At 32.4% G+C, this 14,621-nt stretch carries 18 protein-coding genes; 12 read left to right on the top strand and 6 right to left on the bottom strand.

Features of this window, described 5'->3' with window-relative positions; genetic code table 11:
• Positions 1-190: 190 nt before the first annotated feature.
• Positions 191-376, bottom strand: a complete 186-nt coding sequence (locus F7984_RS14710; protein WP_139892831.1) for a hypothetical protein — start codon at positions 374-376, stop codon at positions 191-193.
• Positions 377-666: 290 nt separating this feature from the next.
• Between F7984_RS14710 and F7984_RS14705 the strand changes: the two genes are divergently transcribed.
• A complete protein-coding gene (locus F7984_RS14705; RefSeq protein WP_225983614.1) occupies positions 667-1,095 on the top strand; it encodes a stage III sporulation protein AH in 429 nt (142 codons plus the stop codon).
• 197 nt (positions 1,096-1,292) lie between these two features.
• Here F7984_RS14705 and F7984_RS14700 read toward each other — a convergent pair whose 3' ends face one another.
• A complete protein-coding gene (locus F7984_RS14700; RefSeq protein ID WP_192796815.1) occupies positions 1,293-1,952 on the bottom strand; it encodes a nucleotidyltransferase domain-containing protein in 660 nt (219 codons plus the stop codon).
• A 532-nt stretch (positions 1,953-2,484) separates the two neighbouring features.
• On the opposite strand from F7984_RS14700, the gene F7984_RS14695 reads away from it, so the two are divergent.
• The 3 genes from F7984_RS14695 to F7984_RS14685 all read left to right on the top strand — a co-directional run bounded on the left by F7984_RS14695 (position 2,485) and on the right by F7984_RS14685 (position 5,734).
• On the top strand, positions 2,485-3,024 hold the full coding sequence (locus F7984_RS14695; protein ID WP_066108626.1) for a GNAT family N-acetyltransferase: 540 nt from the start codon (positions 2,485-2,487) through the stop codon (positions 3,022-3,024).
• 275 nt (positions 3,025-3,299) lie between these two features.
• Positions 3,300-3,770, top strand: coding sequence for a CarD family transcriptional regulator (locus tag F7984_RS14690; RefSeq protein WP_066108620.1), 471 nt, complete (start codon positions 3,300-3,302; stop codon positions 3,768-3,770).
• A 1,103-nt stretch (positions 3,771-4,873) separates the two neighbouring features.
• Complete coding sequence (locus F7984_RS14685) at positions 4,874-5,734, top strand: alpha/beta fold hydrolase (RefSeq protein WP_151675540.1); 861 nt, start codon at positions 4,874-4,876, stop codon at positions 5,732-5,734.
• 186 nt (positions 5,735-5,920) lie between these two features.
• Here F7984_RS14685 and F7984_RS14680 read toward each other — a convergent pair whose 3' ends face one another.
• On the bottom strand, positions 5,921-6,520 hold the full coding sequence (locus F7984_RS14680; protein WP_151675539.1) for a hypothetical protein: 600 nt from the start codon (positions 6,518-6,520) through the stop codon (positions 5,921-5,923).
• Between the two features lie 553 nt (positions 6,521-7,073).
• Between F7984_RS14680 and F7984_RS14675 the strand changes: the two genes are divergently transcribed.
• The 6 genes from F7984_RS14675 (at position 7,074) to F7984_RS19165 (ending at position 10,197) form a co-directional block, all read left to right on the top strand.
• A complete protein-coding gene (locus F7984_RS14675; RefSeq protein ID WP_151675538.1) occupies positions 7,074-7,259 on the top strand; it encodes a hypothetical protein in 186 nt (61 codons plus the stop codon).
• A gap of 154 nt (positions 7,260-7,413) precedes the next feature.
• Positions 7,414-7,602: a hypothetical protein gene (locus F7984_RS14670; protein WP_151675537.1), complete on the top strand. Its 189-nt coding sequence runs from the start codon at positions 7,414-7,416 to the stop codon at positions 7,600-7,602.
• Between the two features lie 316 nt (positions 7,603-7,918).
• Positions 7,919-8,152, top strand: coding sequence for a hypothetical protein (locus tag F7984_RS14665; protein WP_151675536.1), 234 nt, complete (start codon positions 7,919-7,921; stop codon positions 8,150-8,152).
• 210 nt (positions 8,153-8,362) lie between these two features.
• Entirely contained in the window at positions 8,363-9,148 is a 786-nt protein-coding gene (locus F7984_RS14660) for a helix-turn-helix domain-containing protein (protein ID WP_151675535.1), read from the top strand.
• A gap of 132 nt (positions 9,149-9,280) precedes the next feature.
• Positions 9,281-9,895: a hypothetical protein gene (locus F7984_RS14655; protein WP_151675534.1), complete on the top strand. Its 615-nt coding sequence runs from the start codon at positions 9,281-9,283 to the stop codon at positions 9,893-9,895.
• Positions 9,896-10,047: 152 nt separating this feature from the next.
• Entirely contained in the window at positions 10,048-10,197 is a 150-nt protein-coding gene (locus tag F7984_RS19165) for a hypothetical protein (protein ID WP_192796814.1), read from the top strand.
• Positions 10,198-10,762: 565 nt separating this feature from the next.
• Here F7984_RS19165 and F7984_RS14645 read toward each other — a convergent pair.
• Complete coding sequence (locus F7984_RS14645) at positions 10,763-11,047, bottom strand: hypothetical protein (RefSeq protein WP_151675532.1); 285 nt, start codon at positions 11,045-11,047, stop codon at positions 10,763-10,765.
• Positions 11,040-11,342 carry a DUF2089 family protein gene (locus F7984_RS14640; RefSeq protein WP_151675531.1) on the bottom strand — a complete coding sequence of 101 codons (303 nt, stop codon included), beginning with the start codon at positions 11,340-11,342 and terminating at the stop codon, positions 11,040-11,042. The genes F7984_RS14645 and F7984_RS14640 overlap by 8 nt, the downstream gene beginning before the upstream one ends.
• 648 nt (positions 11,343-11,990) lie before the next feature.
• On the opposite strand from F7984_RS14640, the gene F7984_RS14630 reads away from it, so the two are divergent.
• The gene (locus F7984_RS14630) at positions 11,991-12,350 is read left to right on the top strand and encodes a hypothetical protein (protein WP_151675529.1); all 360 of its coding nucleotides are present in this window, start codon (positions 11,991-11,993) and stop codon (positions 12,348-12,350) included.
• A 222-nt stretch (positions 12,351-12,572) separates the two neighbouring features.
• Here F7984_RS14630 and F7984_RS14625 read toward each other — a convergent pair whose 3' ends face one another.
• On the bottom strand, positions 12,573-12,842 hold the full coding sequence (locus F7984_RS14625) for a YesK family protein (RefSeq protein WP_151675528.1): 270 nt from the start codon (positions 12,840-12,842) through the stop codon (positions 12,573-12,575).
• 478 nt (positions 12,843-13,320) lie between these two features.
• Between F7984_RS14625 and F7984_RS14620 the strand changes: the two genes are divergently transcribed.
• On the top strand, positions 13,321-14,523 hold the full coding sequence (locus F7984_RS14620) for an IS110 family RNA-guided transposase (RefSeq protein ID WP_151675527.1): 1,203 nt from the start codon (positions 13,321-13,323) through the stop codon (positions 14,521-14,523).
• Positions 14,524-14,621: the final 98 nt, after the last annotated feature.

Below are 14,621 nucleotides of genomic sequence, written 5' to 3'. Positions count from 1 at the left end.
AAGGATTTTTCCAAATTATTATGACATGTCAGAGAAATAACGTAATTTTATTAATATGCTAAGAATTGATTTATAAAAAGCGAAAGAAATGAGTGGTCTGAAGATGAGAATTGAAGTAAACAAATGAAGTAGAATCATCAAATTCGAGAATCTTTTTAAGGATTGTATGCGTAAATCTGTCAAACGTCTATTATGTGGATTGCTTGGATTTATTTCTCCATACGAGGGATGCAATTAAAATAAGTAAACCGGCGGCTATTCCCATTATTTGATCGATTAAAAGCTCACCTGTTCTAAAATAACGGATTGTAAATGTTCCTCCGAAAATAAGAAGTATGCTGATGGAAAATCGAATGAAAAATGTGTTTGTGCTCAATCTCTAACACCTCCTCTGTAAATAAAGCATAATTCATATGTAATTAATTGTAAATATCCTTTGTTAATAGGCTGAGATCTCTATAAAAGGCTTTTTCGTAAATATTGTTGCTTTGAATAAAAAGGGAGCTGCTATCCATTTGCGGTAAAATTGGGTGGGGATTACCTTCTTGAATGAATGGGATAGGTTAGTGAAGAAGGAATTTATTAATATTTTATTGAATTATATTAAAGATGAATTTATATAGAAACCCAAAAAACGGTAAATTGTAGCGTTCAGGTGAGATTAATATGATATGGGTACATAAAAATATAAAGGGCAAACGTTATAAGCAATTAATAGACTTACTCTCAAGGAATTGTAATCGCTTTGCTTTTGTAGAAGATGGACGTTTATTGGAGTTTGAAAAGGAGCGTCTTGCCTTTATTGATAATTTAATAATCGATATTGAAGAACATTTAATCGAAAGACGAATACAAAAAGAATGGGAAACCACAAGACTTTCTGAAGATACAGCCTACGTTTTTTATTTTAAAATGAATAATGCTACAAGAGACTTTTTGAAAGAGCGTTGTCATTCCCTTTTTGATTGGATTAGTCCTGAACTACCAGAAGACTTAATGTTTTACCATAATGATAAATGCATATTAGCTGTATGCTCCCACGAAGAATATTTTGTAGTGGAGGAAGCTATTTGGGACAGTTTCATATTGAACTAACGGGGCAGTTTAGCTCAATAAGAGAAAACCACTAGTGAATGTTACCATTACCAAACGACTTTATTATGAATTAAGCAACTATATGTACAAAGATAATAAAGTCGTTTAATTTTAATACAGAAAAATAAAAGCCTTACTACACATAAAATGTAATAAGGCTTTTAAAATTTGTTCAAAAACGCACAATTTTGTCTTTATCATTTCATTGCTTGTAACGTTTCCTTTGCCCAATGAAAAATTAACGTTGTATCTTGTTGTAAATGAACAGGGATACCTTGTTGAATCTCTAAAAAACGGCTTAATACTTGTCGATCAAGCTCTTCTGCATTTAGAATAAGCTCCCCTATATCTGATTGAAATATTTCTGATTTTAAAAATTGCTTTCCTTGTATTACGAAACGTGCATTTTTAAATATAGCTTTAATTGCCTCTACTGATTTTGTGTGCAAATAATTGTGCAAAGTCATATGATAACTATTTCCTGCACCTGTTCGAACAAATCGCTTGATATCTTCCGGTTGAATATGTTTCTTTAAAAATTCCAAGCTACCGTAAACTGCTTTTGTATCATAGACAAAGGTAAATAAATCCGATTTATCCCAAGCTTGGAGTTCGTCTACACCCGAAATAAAACCACAAAGTAAATGACGGTTTGGCATCGTATGGGTAACGACTTCATACGATAATAATCGATCAATCGTCAGTTCTTTAAAAATGACCACTACATCAATATCACTGTCTAGCTTTGCCTCTTCCCTCGCTCTACTTCCTTGCAATCCTATAAAGACAATCTCCTCGCCAAATTGTTGAATAAGTTTTTGACTAAATTGCTCAAGCCAATCGTTCATTTCAATCATATGCATTACCATCCTTATTTAATTTTGCCGCGGTAAATGCAGTAGCGTAAATAATTCTATTTTAAAACTGTAACTGTAGTCAATCGACTTATTTCTTGTAGTTTTTTATTATAACTGTACACGATAAATGGTAGGCGGGACAGTTTCATTTTTAAATAACTCTATTATCATTAAACATTTCAATCATCTCTTATTAAATTAACGAGTGCATTAATTGAAGAAGGAATAACACTATTCTTGTTTAAGTAATTGTTATCTGGGACCAATAAGTTATTTAGAAAGTAAGATTATGTTTGTTTTGGCGAATGTCTCATTGTGATTAAGGATAAGGATTATACCGCTAAAGGAGCAGCATTCCAGAAATAATAAAAAGCTTGTGAACAAGTACACTTAAACTATAGGGGGCGTTGACCAGGAAGGATTAATCTCTTTTTATGTTGAATTTCTTATTGAAGTAAAAGGGGAAGGTTTATTCAAGAAAAAATATAATATAAGTTTTATCCCAATGATAAACTGATGAGGAGAAACTGAATTGAAAATTGTAAAAATTTACGAATATGAAATTAATGGTCAATTGGAAACTAAATTACGGCAGTTATTAGTAGAATGTTTTACAGATGTATATCCAAAAGATAGAATTTACTTTAAGCAGTTACCTCATTTTAGGTTCATTGTAATTGATGATACTAATCAACTTGTCGGTCATGTGGGCTTGGATTATAGAGTAATGAATTTAAACGGGAAACCAATAAGAGTTCTTGGTATCATCGATTTATGTGTATCAAAAAACAAGCGTTCACAGGGAATAGGTTCATTACTGCTCTCTGAAATAAATGATTTCTGTGAAGGGAAGTTAGTTGATTTTTTACTCTTGTTTGCAGATAACAAAAAATTGTACTTAAACGCAGGATTCAAGTCTGTAAATAATGAATGTAAATGGTTAAAAATTGACGATGAAAATCAATCAACTTACGGAATAGGACATGAAAAGATTAATGAGCTTATGATCAAAGAAGTAGGTAATATAAAATGGGAAAATGGCAAGTTAGATTTATTAGGATACCTTTATTAAGCTAACGGGGGCGATTGCAAAACAGGGCAGTCGCTTTTTGTGTTATTTGCGCAGGAAGGTTTTATAAAGAATAATAATATTAAGGTTAGTAGAGGTTTCAGAATATACGTGGGAAAATCAACCTTCCCTTTATTGGTAATCCGACACGATTCCTATTGTTAGTGCTTTTTCTGATCTTTAAGAAAAAAGTAGTTGACAACGGAAAATAAATTATGATATTATTAAATATTTGCTAAAAAATGATATATATGTTAAGGTTAAGAAGGTTACCATATATGGAGGTGGATTATTTGTTTCAAATTGGCGATAACATTGTTTATCCAATGCATGGAGTAGGTTTAATTAAAGCCATAGAAGAAAAGGAAATCTCAGAGGAAAAACAACAGTATTATGTTATAAAAATGTTAATCGGTAATATGCAAGTCATGATTCCTACGGGTAAGAGTTCAAGTATACGCCCTGTTACTGACATAATTGCATTAAAACACATCATAAACATCTTTCATCATGGAGAATCAGATAGATTACTGCCGTGGAAACAAAGGTATAAAGTGAACACGGACAAAATAAAAACGGGTAAAATACAAGAATGTACTGAAGTTGTACGTGATTTAATGCGTATGAAGAAAGAAAAAGCACTTAATACAAGCGAAAAAAAAATGTTAGATAACGCACATGAATTTTTGATTAGTGAACTGGGATTAATTAAAGGTATTACTGAAAATCAAATAAAAAGTTTCTGTTAAGGTTAATTTAAGAAAATTGATTACTTTCCCGAAAATTTCCTGATTTTTTGGAAATATGTTTATTATTAAAATAAATCTTTTCAAAGACATTCAACTTCTCCAACTCACCTTTAGAGCATTAACCTCTTTTGTAATTTCTACAATCTAATCCATTTTTATTATTTAAATTTATTTTACGAACGTTTGAAGTTTCATCAAATAACTCGATAAAATAGTCACTTGATTTTTGCAATCCTGATTCACACTGGCACGGACAAGGAGCCGTAAGGATGAAAGAGAGGTAGGGCTTTCATTGTTTTAGGTATACAATATATTATTTAAGTCATTATTTCTAGAAGAAAAAACAATCAATCTCACCTCTATCTTTAAGAATTTTTTATATCATCTGAGACAGTGAATAGTAATTGTTTATCTTCTTTACGTTAAAGAGAGAAACGAATTGGTAACACCATATGGTCAACTACAAAAATGGATTCCAGACCAGGAAACCATTTTTTATTTTATTTACATAACAATAGTAAAGATTACTGGTGAGGGTTTAAATCCTTTGAAGGGCAACGCGTACAAGAAGGATTTTAATGCTATTGTGGAACATATTAAAGGTTAACTAATAATATTAAATCATGTATGAAAAAACCAAGTTTGTGAATACGGAAGTATTTGAAATTCTAGGTTCTAATACCAAGAAATTAAGAGCATTCCATCCTTTCTAATTTCTAAAGGATTTGATACTTCAATTCCTATATATATCTTTTGGGGATACGATAGTTATCCATGTGTAAAAACTAAATTGACTGGAGAAATATTAAGTAATATTGAGGATATTGTTTGGTTAGGAAATGATTTATATATTTATTGTCTTACACAGAAATATGTTATTGAATTCTTTCATGATGATACGGTTAATGTGGGGTGGATTTAGGTCAACAAAGACTTTATCCTTATTTAACAAACAGGGGCGGTGATCCAAGAAGGATTAATGCTCTTTTTTGTTGAAATCCTTATTGTTGAAACGGGGCAGTTTAGCGGAAGAAGGTTTAATACCTTTCTTGTTGAACTTATTATGGTAGACCAGGTCAGTTTAATAAGAAAGGAAGATATTATTGGGGAATTGGGAAAGGAATTTACTTAAAACATCACGTGGTGTATTCGAAATATTTGTAAAGGGTGAAGGCGAACAACTTTGTGTTACCCATCATTATGCAGAATTTAATCAGACAGGTGATTATTTTGCAGAGACTTTTACAAAAACAAACAAAGTATTTTTGATAAATTTAAGAGAAGCAGGTAATTCAGAGAAAGCACAAGAACCGTATCAACTAAGTTTTTTGGAAACAATATTTGATATAGAAGCTATTCGAGAAGAATTGGGTTTTAATAAATGGGGATTTTCTGGGCACTCAACTGGGGGTATGTTAGGCATTATCTACGGAATATACTTTTCAAAATCTCTTACATTTAATGTGATTGTCGGAGCTGCAGCAAGAGAATATATGACATTCTCAAAAGATTGTATTTATAATCCGAAACACTCCCAATTCACCAGAATGCAAGAACTTAATGAAACATTGAAACGTTCAGGTATATCATTAGAAAAAAGAAAAGAACTAAAAATTGAAAGAACGAAACTATCTTTATTCGACCCTGAAAAATATGACGAGCTTTTTTGTCTAAACATTAGTAAAGGAATGTCTGCGATTCGTATGGATTTTTTCAGCCGAGAATTACAAGTCTATGATGTAACGAAAAAGCTGGAGTTTATATCAACCCCAACTTTAATAATTTGCGGTAGAAATGATGTACAGTGTCCAGTGTTATACTCTATTGAAATGGAGGAAGGAATACCGAATTCAAAATTAGTGATTATTGAAAAAAGTAATCATTACCCTTTCTTAGAAGAAGCTCAACAATTTATTGAAGAATATAATTTATTTATAAAGGAACACCAATCCTTATTAAGCTAATGGGGGCGTTGATCCAAGGAGGATTAATGCTCTTTTTTGTTGAATTCCTTATTGTAGAAACGAAGCACTGAAAAACAAAAAAGTGATTGCGGACACCGCAACCACAAAAGAGAAAGGTTTTCACATCTCTCTGCTCAAACAATTAATTTCCCCAGCCATTTTCTCTAATAGTTCTTTCACCGATTTTTATTCTTCGCCATCTTCTCTAATAGTTCTTTCGCCGATAGTTACTTTTTTGCCATTACGTTCTATGTACTCAGTTGTTTTAATATCATAAATACCTTTTGTCTTACTAACCCATTTTATTTTCTTGGTCCATTTTAATTTTTCACCAACTAGCGCAGATGGAACAGTATTAGCTGCAAAACCTAAAGCTGAAGCAATTGCAGCAATTGTTTTACTCCACTTTCCTAAAAGTGATGTATACATCACTACATATGCTCCTGATATATAAAAATCAGCTTTTGTAAGTTTCTTACTTCCTGATGCAATAGTTGTCCAATATGTGGTACCACCAATATCAGGACCTAATACTGCTCGTGTACCTATTTTTCCGCTATCTGTTTCAGGAACTATAGAAGCAAAACCTTCATACACTTCAAATTCATCAAATTCATTCAAGTCTACATTCTGAAATTCTTTCTCGATTATCTTGTTTTCTATTTCAGCATCTGATAATCCCTCTTGTCCAGCAGCAGCCGCAGAAAATGGTGTTAAACAAGTTACAAAAAGTGCAAGTACCAAAGTTCCAATCAAAAATCTCCCAAACCTAGATTGATAATTCAAAAAATTCACTCTCCTCTCCATTTGTATTATAATATATTATACATATCGTGGAATGTAAACATAAAATTGGAAAGAGTGGGTGAAAAGATGAAAAAATACATTTCTAATCTTTTTTTTGCAGTAACACTCTCTTGCTTAAGCGTGTATTTCGGCTATAAATCAAGTGGTGTTGAGTTACCTGGTTTTCTGTATGTAGGCTTAGTTTCGTTAGTAGGTTTCATAATAACTTCTTTGATAATTCATTCGAAAAAAAGAAGGAAAGACACAAAAAATAGAAAATCAGGCTAACTTCTCCTGCTTTTTTATGCGGTTATATAATTCTTAATAGATTCACATACTCGTTTAATCGCTCAATTTTTTCACCTTCCAAATGAGCGTGGTGAAATCTATAAACGGGAGCGTTTATCCAAGGGTGAACTGCCCCGTTCTGTTGAACTCATTATGTTACTAATGGGGCAGGTTAGCGGAAGAAGGATAAAGCCTTTTGAAAGTAGAATAAATATAGGAAATAGGATAAACGGGGCACGATGACACCGAAATGGGGAATTCAAATATGAAATTAAATGCAAAATTAAATACACCACAAATCATCTTTACATCTGCATTTGTTGCCACAATACTTACCGTTGTAGATTCTTTTGTAGATTGGGATAAGTCGATATATAGGGGTCTTTTTGCAGGCATAATGACTATTGTTGGTGCAGTATTTGCTAAAATTATTTTTAAGGATGAGAATTAGAAATAAAATCTTGCTAAACAAATAGATGCGATTGCGGAAGAGGAGCAGTCGCTTTTTTACTAACGGGGCAGGTTAGTTTAAGAAGGATAATATGAATAATATATAGAATTAATAAAAAATGTGTATCTTTGAGCTGTTATAGAGGGGTGAAGAGATGTTATTTTGGAAATCTAATCCTATTGTTTTGGTTATTTATACAGTTGCTGTCTTAATATCGGTATTTGTCATTTGGGCTTTTGACCTTGAGAAAAAATACTTTTCTCTTTTCCTTATCTTTATTCTACTTTCAATGCCAATAGTAAGGGCAGTAGTAGATGAGAGAAAGGAAAAGAAAAAGATATAGCCTCATTATTTTAATGGTAAAAATAAACAAATAATTAGGGTTTTAACAATACATCACCTTACTTTAGTGCTGCTAAGACATTGGGTAAGGGAGTAACCCTCCTCATTACCAAAGCTATAATTGCTGGGTTATCCACTTTGTTAGGCGGTTGGATAGGAAGTAAGTTTTTCCTAAAATAAATCGTGAAGAATTGCACTTAAACTAAAAGGGGCATTGATCAAGGAGGATTAATGCTCTTTTTTGTTGAATTCCTTATTGTAGAAACGGGGCAGGTTAGTTGAATAAAGAGGATTGAAAAGAAAGGGAGTTATAAAAGGTGGACTTATTATTCTGGATAACTATTGGTTTCATAATAATCGGATTTGTTGTTCTCGCTTCTATGAAAAAAGGTATGGAAAGTAAGGTCGCTTTTATAAAAGCAAATATGGAAGACGAGGAAAGTTCAAAGGCTAAAGCAAAATCGGTAATTTGGTGGATAGTGAGTACCACAGCTTGGGGAATAGTGAGTATGATTCTTGTGGGTTGGTGTTTTAAGAATTACGTTGGATAACTATTAGTTTCAAATGTATTTAAACTAACGGAGCCGTTGTTTCAGGAATGATTAATGCTCTTTTATATTGAACTTCTTATGGAAGTAAAGGGGCAGGTTAGCTTAATAACATAATCGCAACCGTAAGTTGACAAAGTGCATCTCCCTAAATATGGAACTCATAGTGATGTTTTAATACAATTTAACTATCAAAAGAAAGGGGTGCTATATATGACTTTTAGTGAAAAAATTTTTAAACTTAGAAAAGAGAAAGGCTTATCCCAAGAAGCCTTGGCAGAGAAGTTGAACACTACGAGGCAGGCTATAAGTAAATGGGAAAATGGTCAAGGTTTTCCGGAAACTGAAAAGTTACTAATGCTTGGAAATATTTTTGAGGTGTCAATTGATTACTTGTTAAAAGATACCGTTGAACAAAGTAAAGAAAACGAAAAAGGATATTATGCAAGCAAAGAGATGGCAGAAGGTTATCTGCTATCTCAACGTAAAATGTCAAAATACTTCGCCGTAGGTTTTAGTCTTCTTATTTTATCCACTATACCTTATTTCGTTTTTAAACAGGATCCCGTAATTTTTACTATCCTAATTAGTATTATTGCTGTTCTCGGAATTGGAGCGATTACAGCAGGTTTTATAGAAGAAGATCGATATACTATTCTTAAGAAAGAATCCTTAATATTTGATCAAAATTTTCTTGAAGAACTGAAAGTTAGGTATGAAGATATTAAGAAAAAGTATGCCGTAGTGATGTTGGTTGGAATATGTTCTATTGCAGCAGGCGGAATTTCCTTTTTATTAGTAAGAAAGGCAATAGTACCAACAGGTATTCTGACGCCTTACTATCCAATCTTTATAGCTTTAATTGCTATTGGTATTTACACATTAATTCGTACATTATCAATAATAGATGCATATAGAATATTAGTGAAAAATGATGAACATATTAATCGTTTAAGTAACACATTTATGAAAAAAATAAGTAAACGTCTGTTCAACTAACAGAGCATTACTCAATATCAAGGGCTGTAATCAGCTCTTTTTTCTTATGCAGCTAAAGGGGCAGTTTAGTTTAATAGGTCAATTAATTTGAACTTACAGTAACAAATATATAAGTAAGTATGGGGGATAATTTTGATTAAAGGATATTCAAAAATTTACTTACAAAAGGTTGAAAGTTTAAATAAACAAGGGTTAGTTTACTCAATAAATACAGATGGTAAAACCATAGGAAAATTACAAGAATCAAAAAAATCCTCGAAAAAGGCAGGCAATCAAATGATAAAGCTGGCCAGCCTGCTTCTCCTAGCTATACCTCAGAGAATTATCGTAGAAAATTTAGAGATAGATTTATTAGATGAAGAAGGAAAAATCGTAGGTTATATAAAAAAGGAGATTGGATTTTATAAAGATTTAACTTTATACACGAAAAATGGAGAACATATTGCCACTGTGAAATCAATTTCAAAAGGTAAGTCACCATCAATAAAAGTTATTGATGCAAATGGCAATGAATTATTAACAGCAATAGGTAGTTATGATGCAATAGATTTCACAGTTAGGGATAGCAGTACAAACAAACTGGTTACTTCAATTAAGAAACGCTCCTTATTTTATGAAACGATAAAAGAAAATTTATTCAACAATGATGTTTATCATATAGGGGATAGTGATCATAAAGAGGATATAGTATTTGAACTTATTGGGATAGTGGTTGCTATTGATATTCACTTCCATATGGGGCAATGAATTGTGAACTTTTCTACTTTACCTATGGGCATTGTTCAAGTAGGATTAATGCCCTTTTATATTGAATTTCTTATGGAAGAAACGGGGCAGGTTAGCTGAATAGAAATAGTCGAAGATTGGTTTGAATGGTATATTATTGAAAAGGCATTGGTATGGGGGAGATTGGATTGTTCTTTGTTGGATTAGCAATTTTAATTGTTATAGTTATCTCTACAAGTAGGATAGAAAAGAGTTTAACATCGATTGAAAAACAAAATGATACAGTCATAGAACTTTTAAAAGAAATTCGTGGTAAACATTAATTATTTCTTATTTTGCTAAAGGTTTTACTTTAAATTCATAATAAGGTAGTGAATCAGATGAGAATAATCTTAGAATTACTTCGTATAACAGTTATATATTTTATTTTAGGGGCCATATTAGGAGGTTTTGTGAAGTTAGTCTATTCAGGTCTAGGGATAGATGTAGATAACACCACAGGTGGTTGGATTATAGGATTTGCAATTATTATCTTTCTCTTCGTACTTTATAGAAATAAACTTCAATTTTCTGGGTTTTACAAAGGTGAGGGAATGGTGAAACTCCCTAGGAAAGTAAGTATTTTTCTAATTTCTTGTGTAGTGATAATGCTTATTATTGCCCCCTTCTTCAGTTAAATATTATGATTGCGAAATAAGGCAGTCGGTTTTTTTACTAAAGGGACAGGTTAGTGCAAGAAGAACAAGAGGTATCAGTAAATGATCAACTTGTTCTTCTCTTCTATTTTATATCTTTAAATATCCAAGCATAGTAATCATACTATTAGGGTTTTAAAGGTATGCATTTATTCAGTAAGGTATACTAAATTTATCCTGGACTCGGATCTAATTATATGTCATAAGCCCTCATCTTAGTTAGTTCCTTTTTGCGGTTATTATCTACTCTTCTTCTGCCAGTAACCCAATATCCTATCAGAAACAGTTCACCTACAATTGCGAAGAGGATTATTTGTATTAACGAATATTCCATTATCCCGGAAATTTGGATATATATTAATATCGCCAAATATACAATCGGTAAAATAGAACCCCAATACAATTTAATCCTAGTTGATAAAAAATATTGAATACCAAACGCTAATAAAGCTATCAATAATACATACCAATCATTCACTTATTCTCACCTCCTTTTTATATTTATCAATGATTAATTTTGCATCCTCTAAGCTAATTCGATCATCAATTGAAAGTTTCTTGATGAAACCTATAAATTCTTCACTTTCTATACTGTCATTAACCTCAATTTTTTGTATCAGTTTATCTAACCGAAGTCTAACGGTTGGATAAGAGACTTGGTAATATTTTGCTATCTCCTTTAATGAACCGGAATTTATAACAAAATTCTTAATAAACTCAATGTCTTCTTTCTCCAAAGACAAGAGCCAATTGGGCACTTCATTTTTATCCAAAATATCCCTCCTTTATAAAATTTAACTAAATATTAACATATTTATTAATAAAATCAAATAAAAATTAAATTTTATTAAAGGTTAATTAATTTTTGTTGATACCTTATTCAATTGAAGTAAGCAATAGCTTAGGATTCAGAACTGGTATAAGTCTATTCTTATCTTATGGAAGTAACGGGGCAGGTTAGCTCAAAAACGATATGGTATATTATGGTTAGCGGAATGGCGGTTGGGTTTATTAAACGTCATTAGATCATCTAAAAAGGAGGTTTTTATATGAATAGTAGCAAGCTGTTTCAACTATACTTTTCTGGTTTCTTTGCTTTGTTTCCTATAACTTTTATCGTTAGTTCTTTTTTGTGGAGAGCAGTAATTCTAAATAAAGAATTTGTAATGGTAGCAACAGATGCCTTCTCTATATTAGGTATATACTATTTAATCATTAGTATAATTTTCATATTTTTATATATGAAGGATATAAAGTCTTCAATATCCTAGAACTGAGAGTAAGTCCGTCATTTTGACGCTTCTTCTTATTCCACAAACAAGGCAGGTTAGTGGAAGAAGGATTTCAAACGATCAATAGAGAATGGTAATAAGGATTCTCATATAGTGGGATTCTATTCTAACTTAATGGAGAGTGGAAAAATGGGTCAAAAGAATATATCTTGTGTCGTAGGAGGAGTTTTGATAGCGGTAAGTATCGTTGTCGGGGCTTTCTTAATCTCTGATTCTTCATCTATTGCTACTACAAGTAATGAGGAAGAAATATCAACGGTGAAAAGTGTATTTACCATTGATGACCTGGCTGAATATTTATCTGTAAGCACTAAAGACATAGAAGAAATTATTGAAAAAGAGGAAGTAGAGAAAGCGTCTATTGAAGAGGGACGTTTTGATACCTATGAATATATTCCTTATCTGACTATTTCGGGTGAAAACCGTTTCTTGAAAAGCGAAATAGACAAATGGCTAGAATATCATTCGGTGAATAATTTCCATTCTTGATGAGATACACTATGCGAATTTTACATCCATCTCTCTTGAGCTAAAGGGGCAGTTTAGCGGAAGAAGGTTTCTCTATTCAGAGGTCGAATATTGAGGGTGATATGGTTTGTTTTTGGGGGATTTTCACTATAATCGAGGCTTCATTTCTTCACAAATAAAAAATAAATCTCCCTGTATCGAGAGATTTATTTACTTGTTCTATGCGGGCGGAAATTTATATTTCTATAAAGAAGCTTTTGTTTTTTTTGCTAAAATCAGGGATATAATTGCAAAAGTGATAAGGAATATGGAAAGAAATCCATAAGCTGCACCTTCAAAACCTCTAATTTCAACAATTCCAATATAAAATAAAACCAATGCAACAACAATTGTTATAAGACTTGGTAACGATATTAATAATAATGATAATCTCTTTTTAGCAAGCCACCAAGTAAGTAACAGTATAAATCCTCCTAGAATAAGAGCTACTAATAGCGGACCGTAAAGCATCATCACTAATCCCTCCTAATAGTGTTCAAGAATATTTTAACATAAATTTACAGTTTGCTCGCGAGTTTAGTTGAATAAGCTACCTATATTTTTAACTTTACGAAATTAACCTAATGATCTTTTATATATATTAAAAAGTTGAGACAGAAATGCTTCTTCAGCTAACAGGGGAATTGATCTAAGAAGGATTAATGCCTTTTTGTGTTGAATTTCTTATTGTACAAAAGGGGCAGGTTCGTATTATATAGTTCAGCCAGAACTTTCTGGTTGAACTTTTTTCATATGAATTTAATCTATCAGTAGCCAGGGTAGAACGTAAGGGGCAGTGGGACAAATGATCCCGTCCGCTAAACTGTTCACCCCCTACTTGTAGAAATATGTTTGAGGCTGGTTGGGACTGAGATCTCGTATAACAAGCGAAGCTATAATACTACTTGGAGGAAATAGGGGTACTGGTGAATTTATCAGAGGAGGAGAAAGAATGAACCCAGTTGTGGGTATAGATATAGCCAAAGAAGAAAGTGAAGTACAGGCTTTTTTAGATAAAGGAAAGCCGTATGGAACAAGTTTTTCGATTAAGCATAATCGTGAAGAGTTGGAGAAGTTTATCTATTTCTTAGAAGAAATGAAGGAAACAACTGGGCAGATGCCTGTGGTTATATTGGAATCAACAGGACATTATCATACCCCAGTTGTTCAATGCTTAGAAGAGAATGACATACTTTATATCTTATTGAATCCAATCATTTCTCATCAAGCGAAGAAGGCCAGTTTAAGAAAGGTGAAAACTGATGCGTTTGATGCGTATCAATTATGTGTTCTCTATTATAAAGAAGAATTTGAACCTCAAAAAAGGAGAGGAATTCAACTTCTAAATATTCGGAATCTATCGAGACAACAAGAGATAATGACGAATATGTATGTGGAGGCAAAATTGCATTTCCATACGATTTTAGATCAGGTTTTCCCTGAATATAGAAAGGTTTTTGGGGATCTATTTTCGAAAGTATCTTTATCGGTATTAAAGGAATACCCTACCTCGGAGAAGGTTCTAAGGGCTAGCAAGGAAGAGCTAGAAGATAGGATACGAGAACATTGTCCCAGTCGGTCTGTACAGTGGGCCAAAGAAAAGGCAAGAAAGCTCATTCATTCAGCTTCTCAAAATCCTTTTCAGAAAGTGCGATATGAAAGCCATCTTATCAATCTTAGTATGTATATCGATATTTTATTTCACTACCAAGGACACCTTACGGATTTAGAGAGCCAAATGGTATCCCTGGCAAATGAAATAGAAGAATATAAGATTATCCAATCGATTCCTGGTATCGGTGAAAAGATTGCGGCAACAATCATTTCGGAGATAGGAGAAATTGATCGGTTTAATCACCCTAAAAAGTTAGTGGCCTTCGCTGGAGTAGATCCCAGTGTCTATTCATCTGGTAAGTTTACTGCGAACATAAATCGTATAACCAAACGAGGTTCCAGTAGGCTAAGGCATAGCTTATATTTAGCTGTTTTATGTGGAATAAGAAGCTCTAGAAATAAAAAGCTCAGAGAGTTCTATGATAGAAAACGTTCAGAAGGAAAACCTTCGAAAGTTGCCATTGTAGCTTGTATCAATAAGCTGCTTCATTGGATTTATGCTTTATTGAAAAAGAACCAGAATTTCCTAGATATAGCTTAGGAAATGATATTTATCCAACATAAGAAAAACCTTCCAAAATGAAACTGGAGGGTTATTTGGCATACCCAAAAACAGTATAGCATATAAAAAAATGAAAT

Origin of the sequence: Pradoshia sp. D12, from assembly GCF_008935075.1 — a bacterium.
Taxonomy (GTDB): Bacteria; Bacillota; Bacilli; order Bacillales; family Pradoshiaceae; genus Pradoshia.
Note: the sequence above shows the minus strand (reverse complement) of the source record. Positions and strands in the feature narration are given on the sequence as shown.

Bases quoted from the DNA above. Each gene is read 5' to 3' on its own strand.
- F7984_RS14700 (WP_192796815.1), bottom strand. From the start codon at position 1,952: ATGATTGAAATGAACGATTGGCTTGAGCAATTTAGTCAAAAACTTATT.
- F7984_RS14620 (WP_151675527.1), top strand. From the start codon at position 13,321: ATGAACCCAGTTGTGGGTATAGATATAGCCAAAGAAGAAAGTGAAGTA.
- F7984_RS14675 (WP_151675538.1), top strand. From the start codon at position 7,074: ATGAAATTAAATGCAAAATTAAATACACCACAAATCATCTTTACATCT.
- F7984_RS14690 (WP_066108620.1), top strand. From the start codon at position 3,300: ATGGAGGTGGATTATTTGTTTCAAATTGGCGATAACATTGTTTATCCA.
- F7984_RS14660 (WP_151675535.1), top strand. From the start codon at position 8,363: ATGACTTTTAGTGAAAAAATTTTTAAACTTAGAAAAGAGAAAGGCTTA.
- F7984_RS14705 (WP_225983614.1), top strand. From the start codon at position 667: ATGATATGGGTACATAAAAATATAAAGGGCAAACGTTATAAGCAATTA.
- F7984_RS14630 (WP_151675529.1), top strand. From the start codon at position 11,991: ATGGGTCAAAAGAATATATCTTGTGTCGTAGGAGGAGTTTTGATAGCG.
- F7984_RS14625 (WP_151675528.1), bottom strand. From the start codon at position 12,842: ATGATGCTTTACGGTCCGCTATTAGTAGCTCTTATTCTAGGAGGATTT.
- F7984_RS14670 (WP_151675537.1), top strand. From the start codon at position 7,414: ATGTTATTTTGGAAATCTAATCCTATTGTTTTGGTTATTTATACAGTT.
- F7984_RS19165 (WP_192796814.1), top strand. From the start codon at position 10,048: ATGGGGGAGATTGGATTGTTCTTTGTTGGATTAGCAATTTTAATTGTT.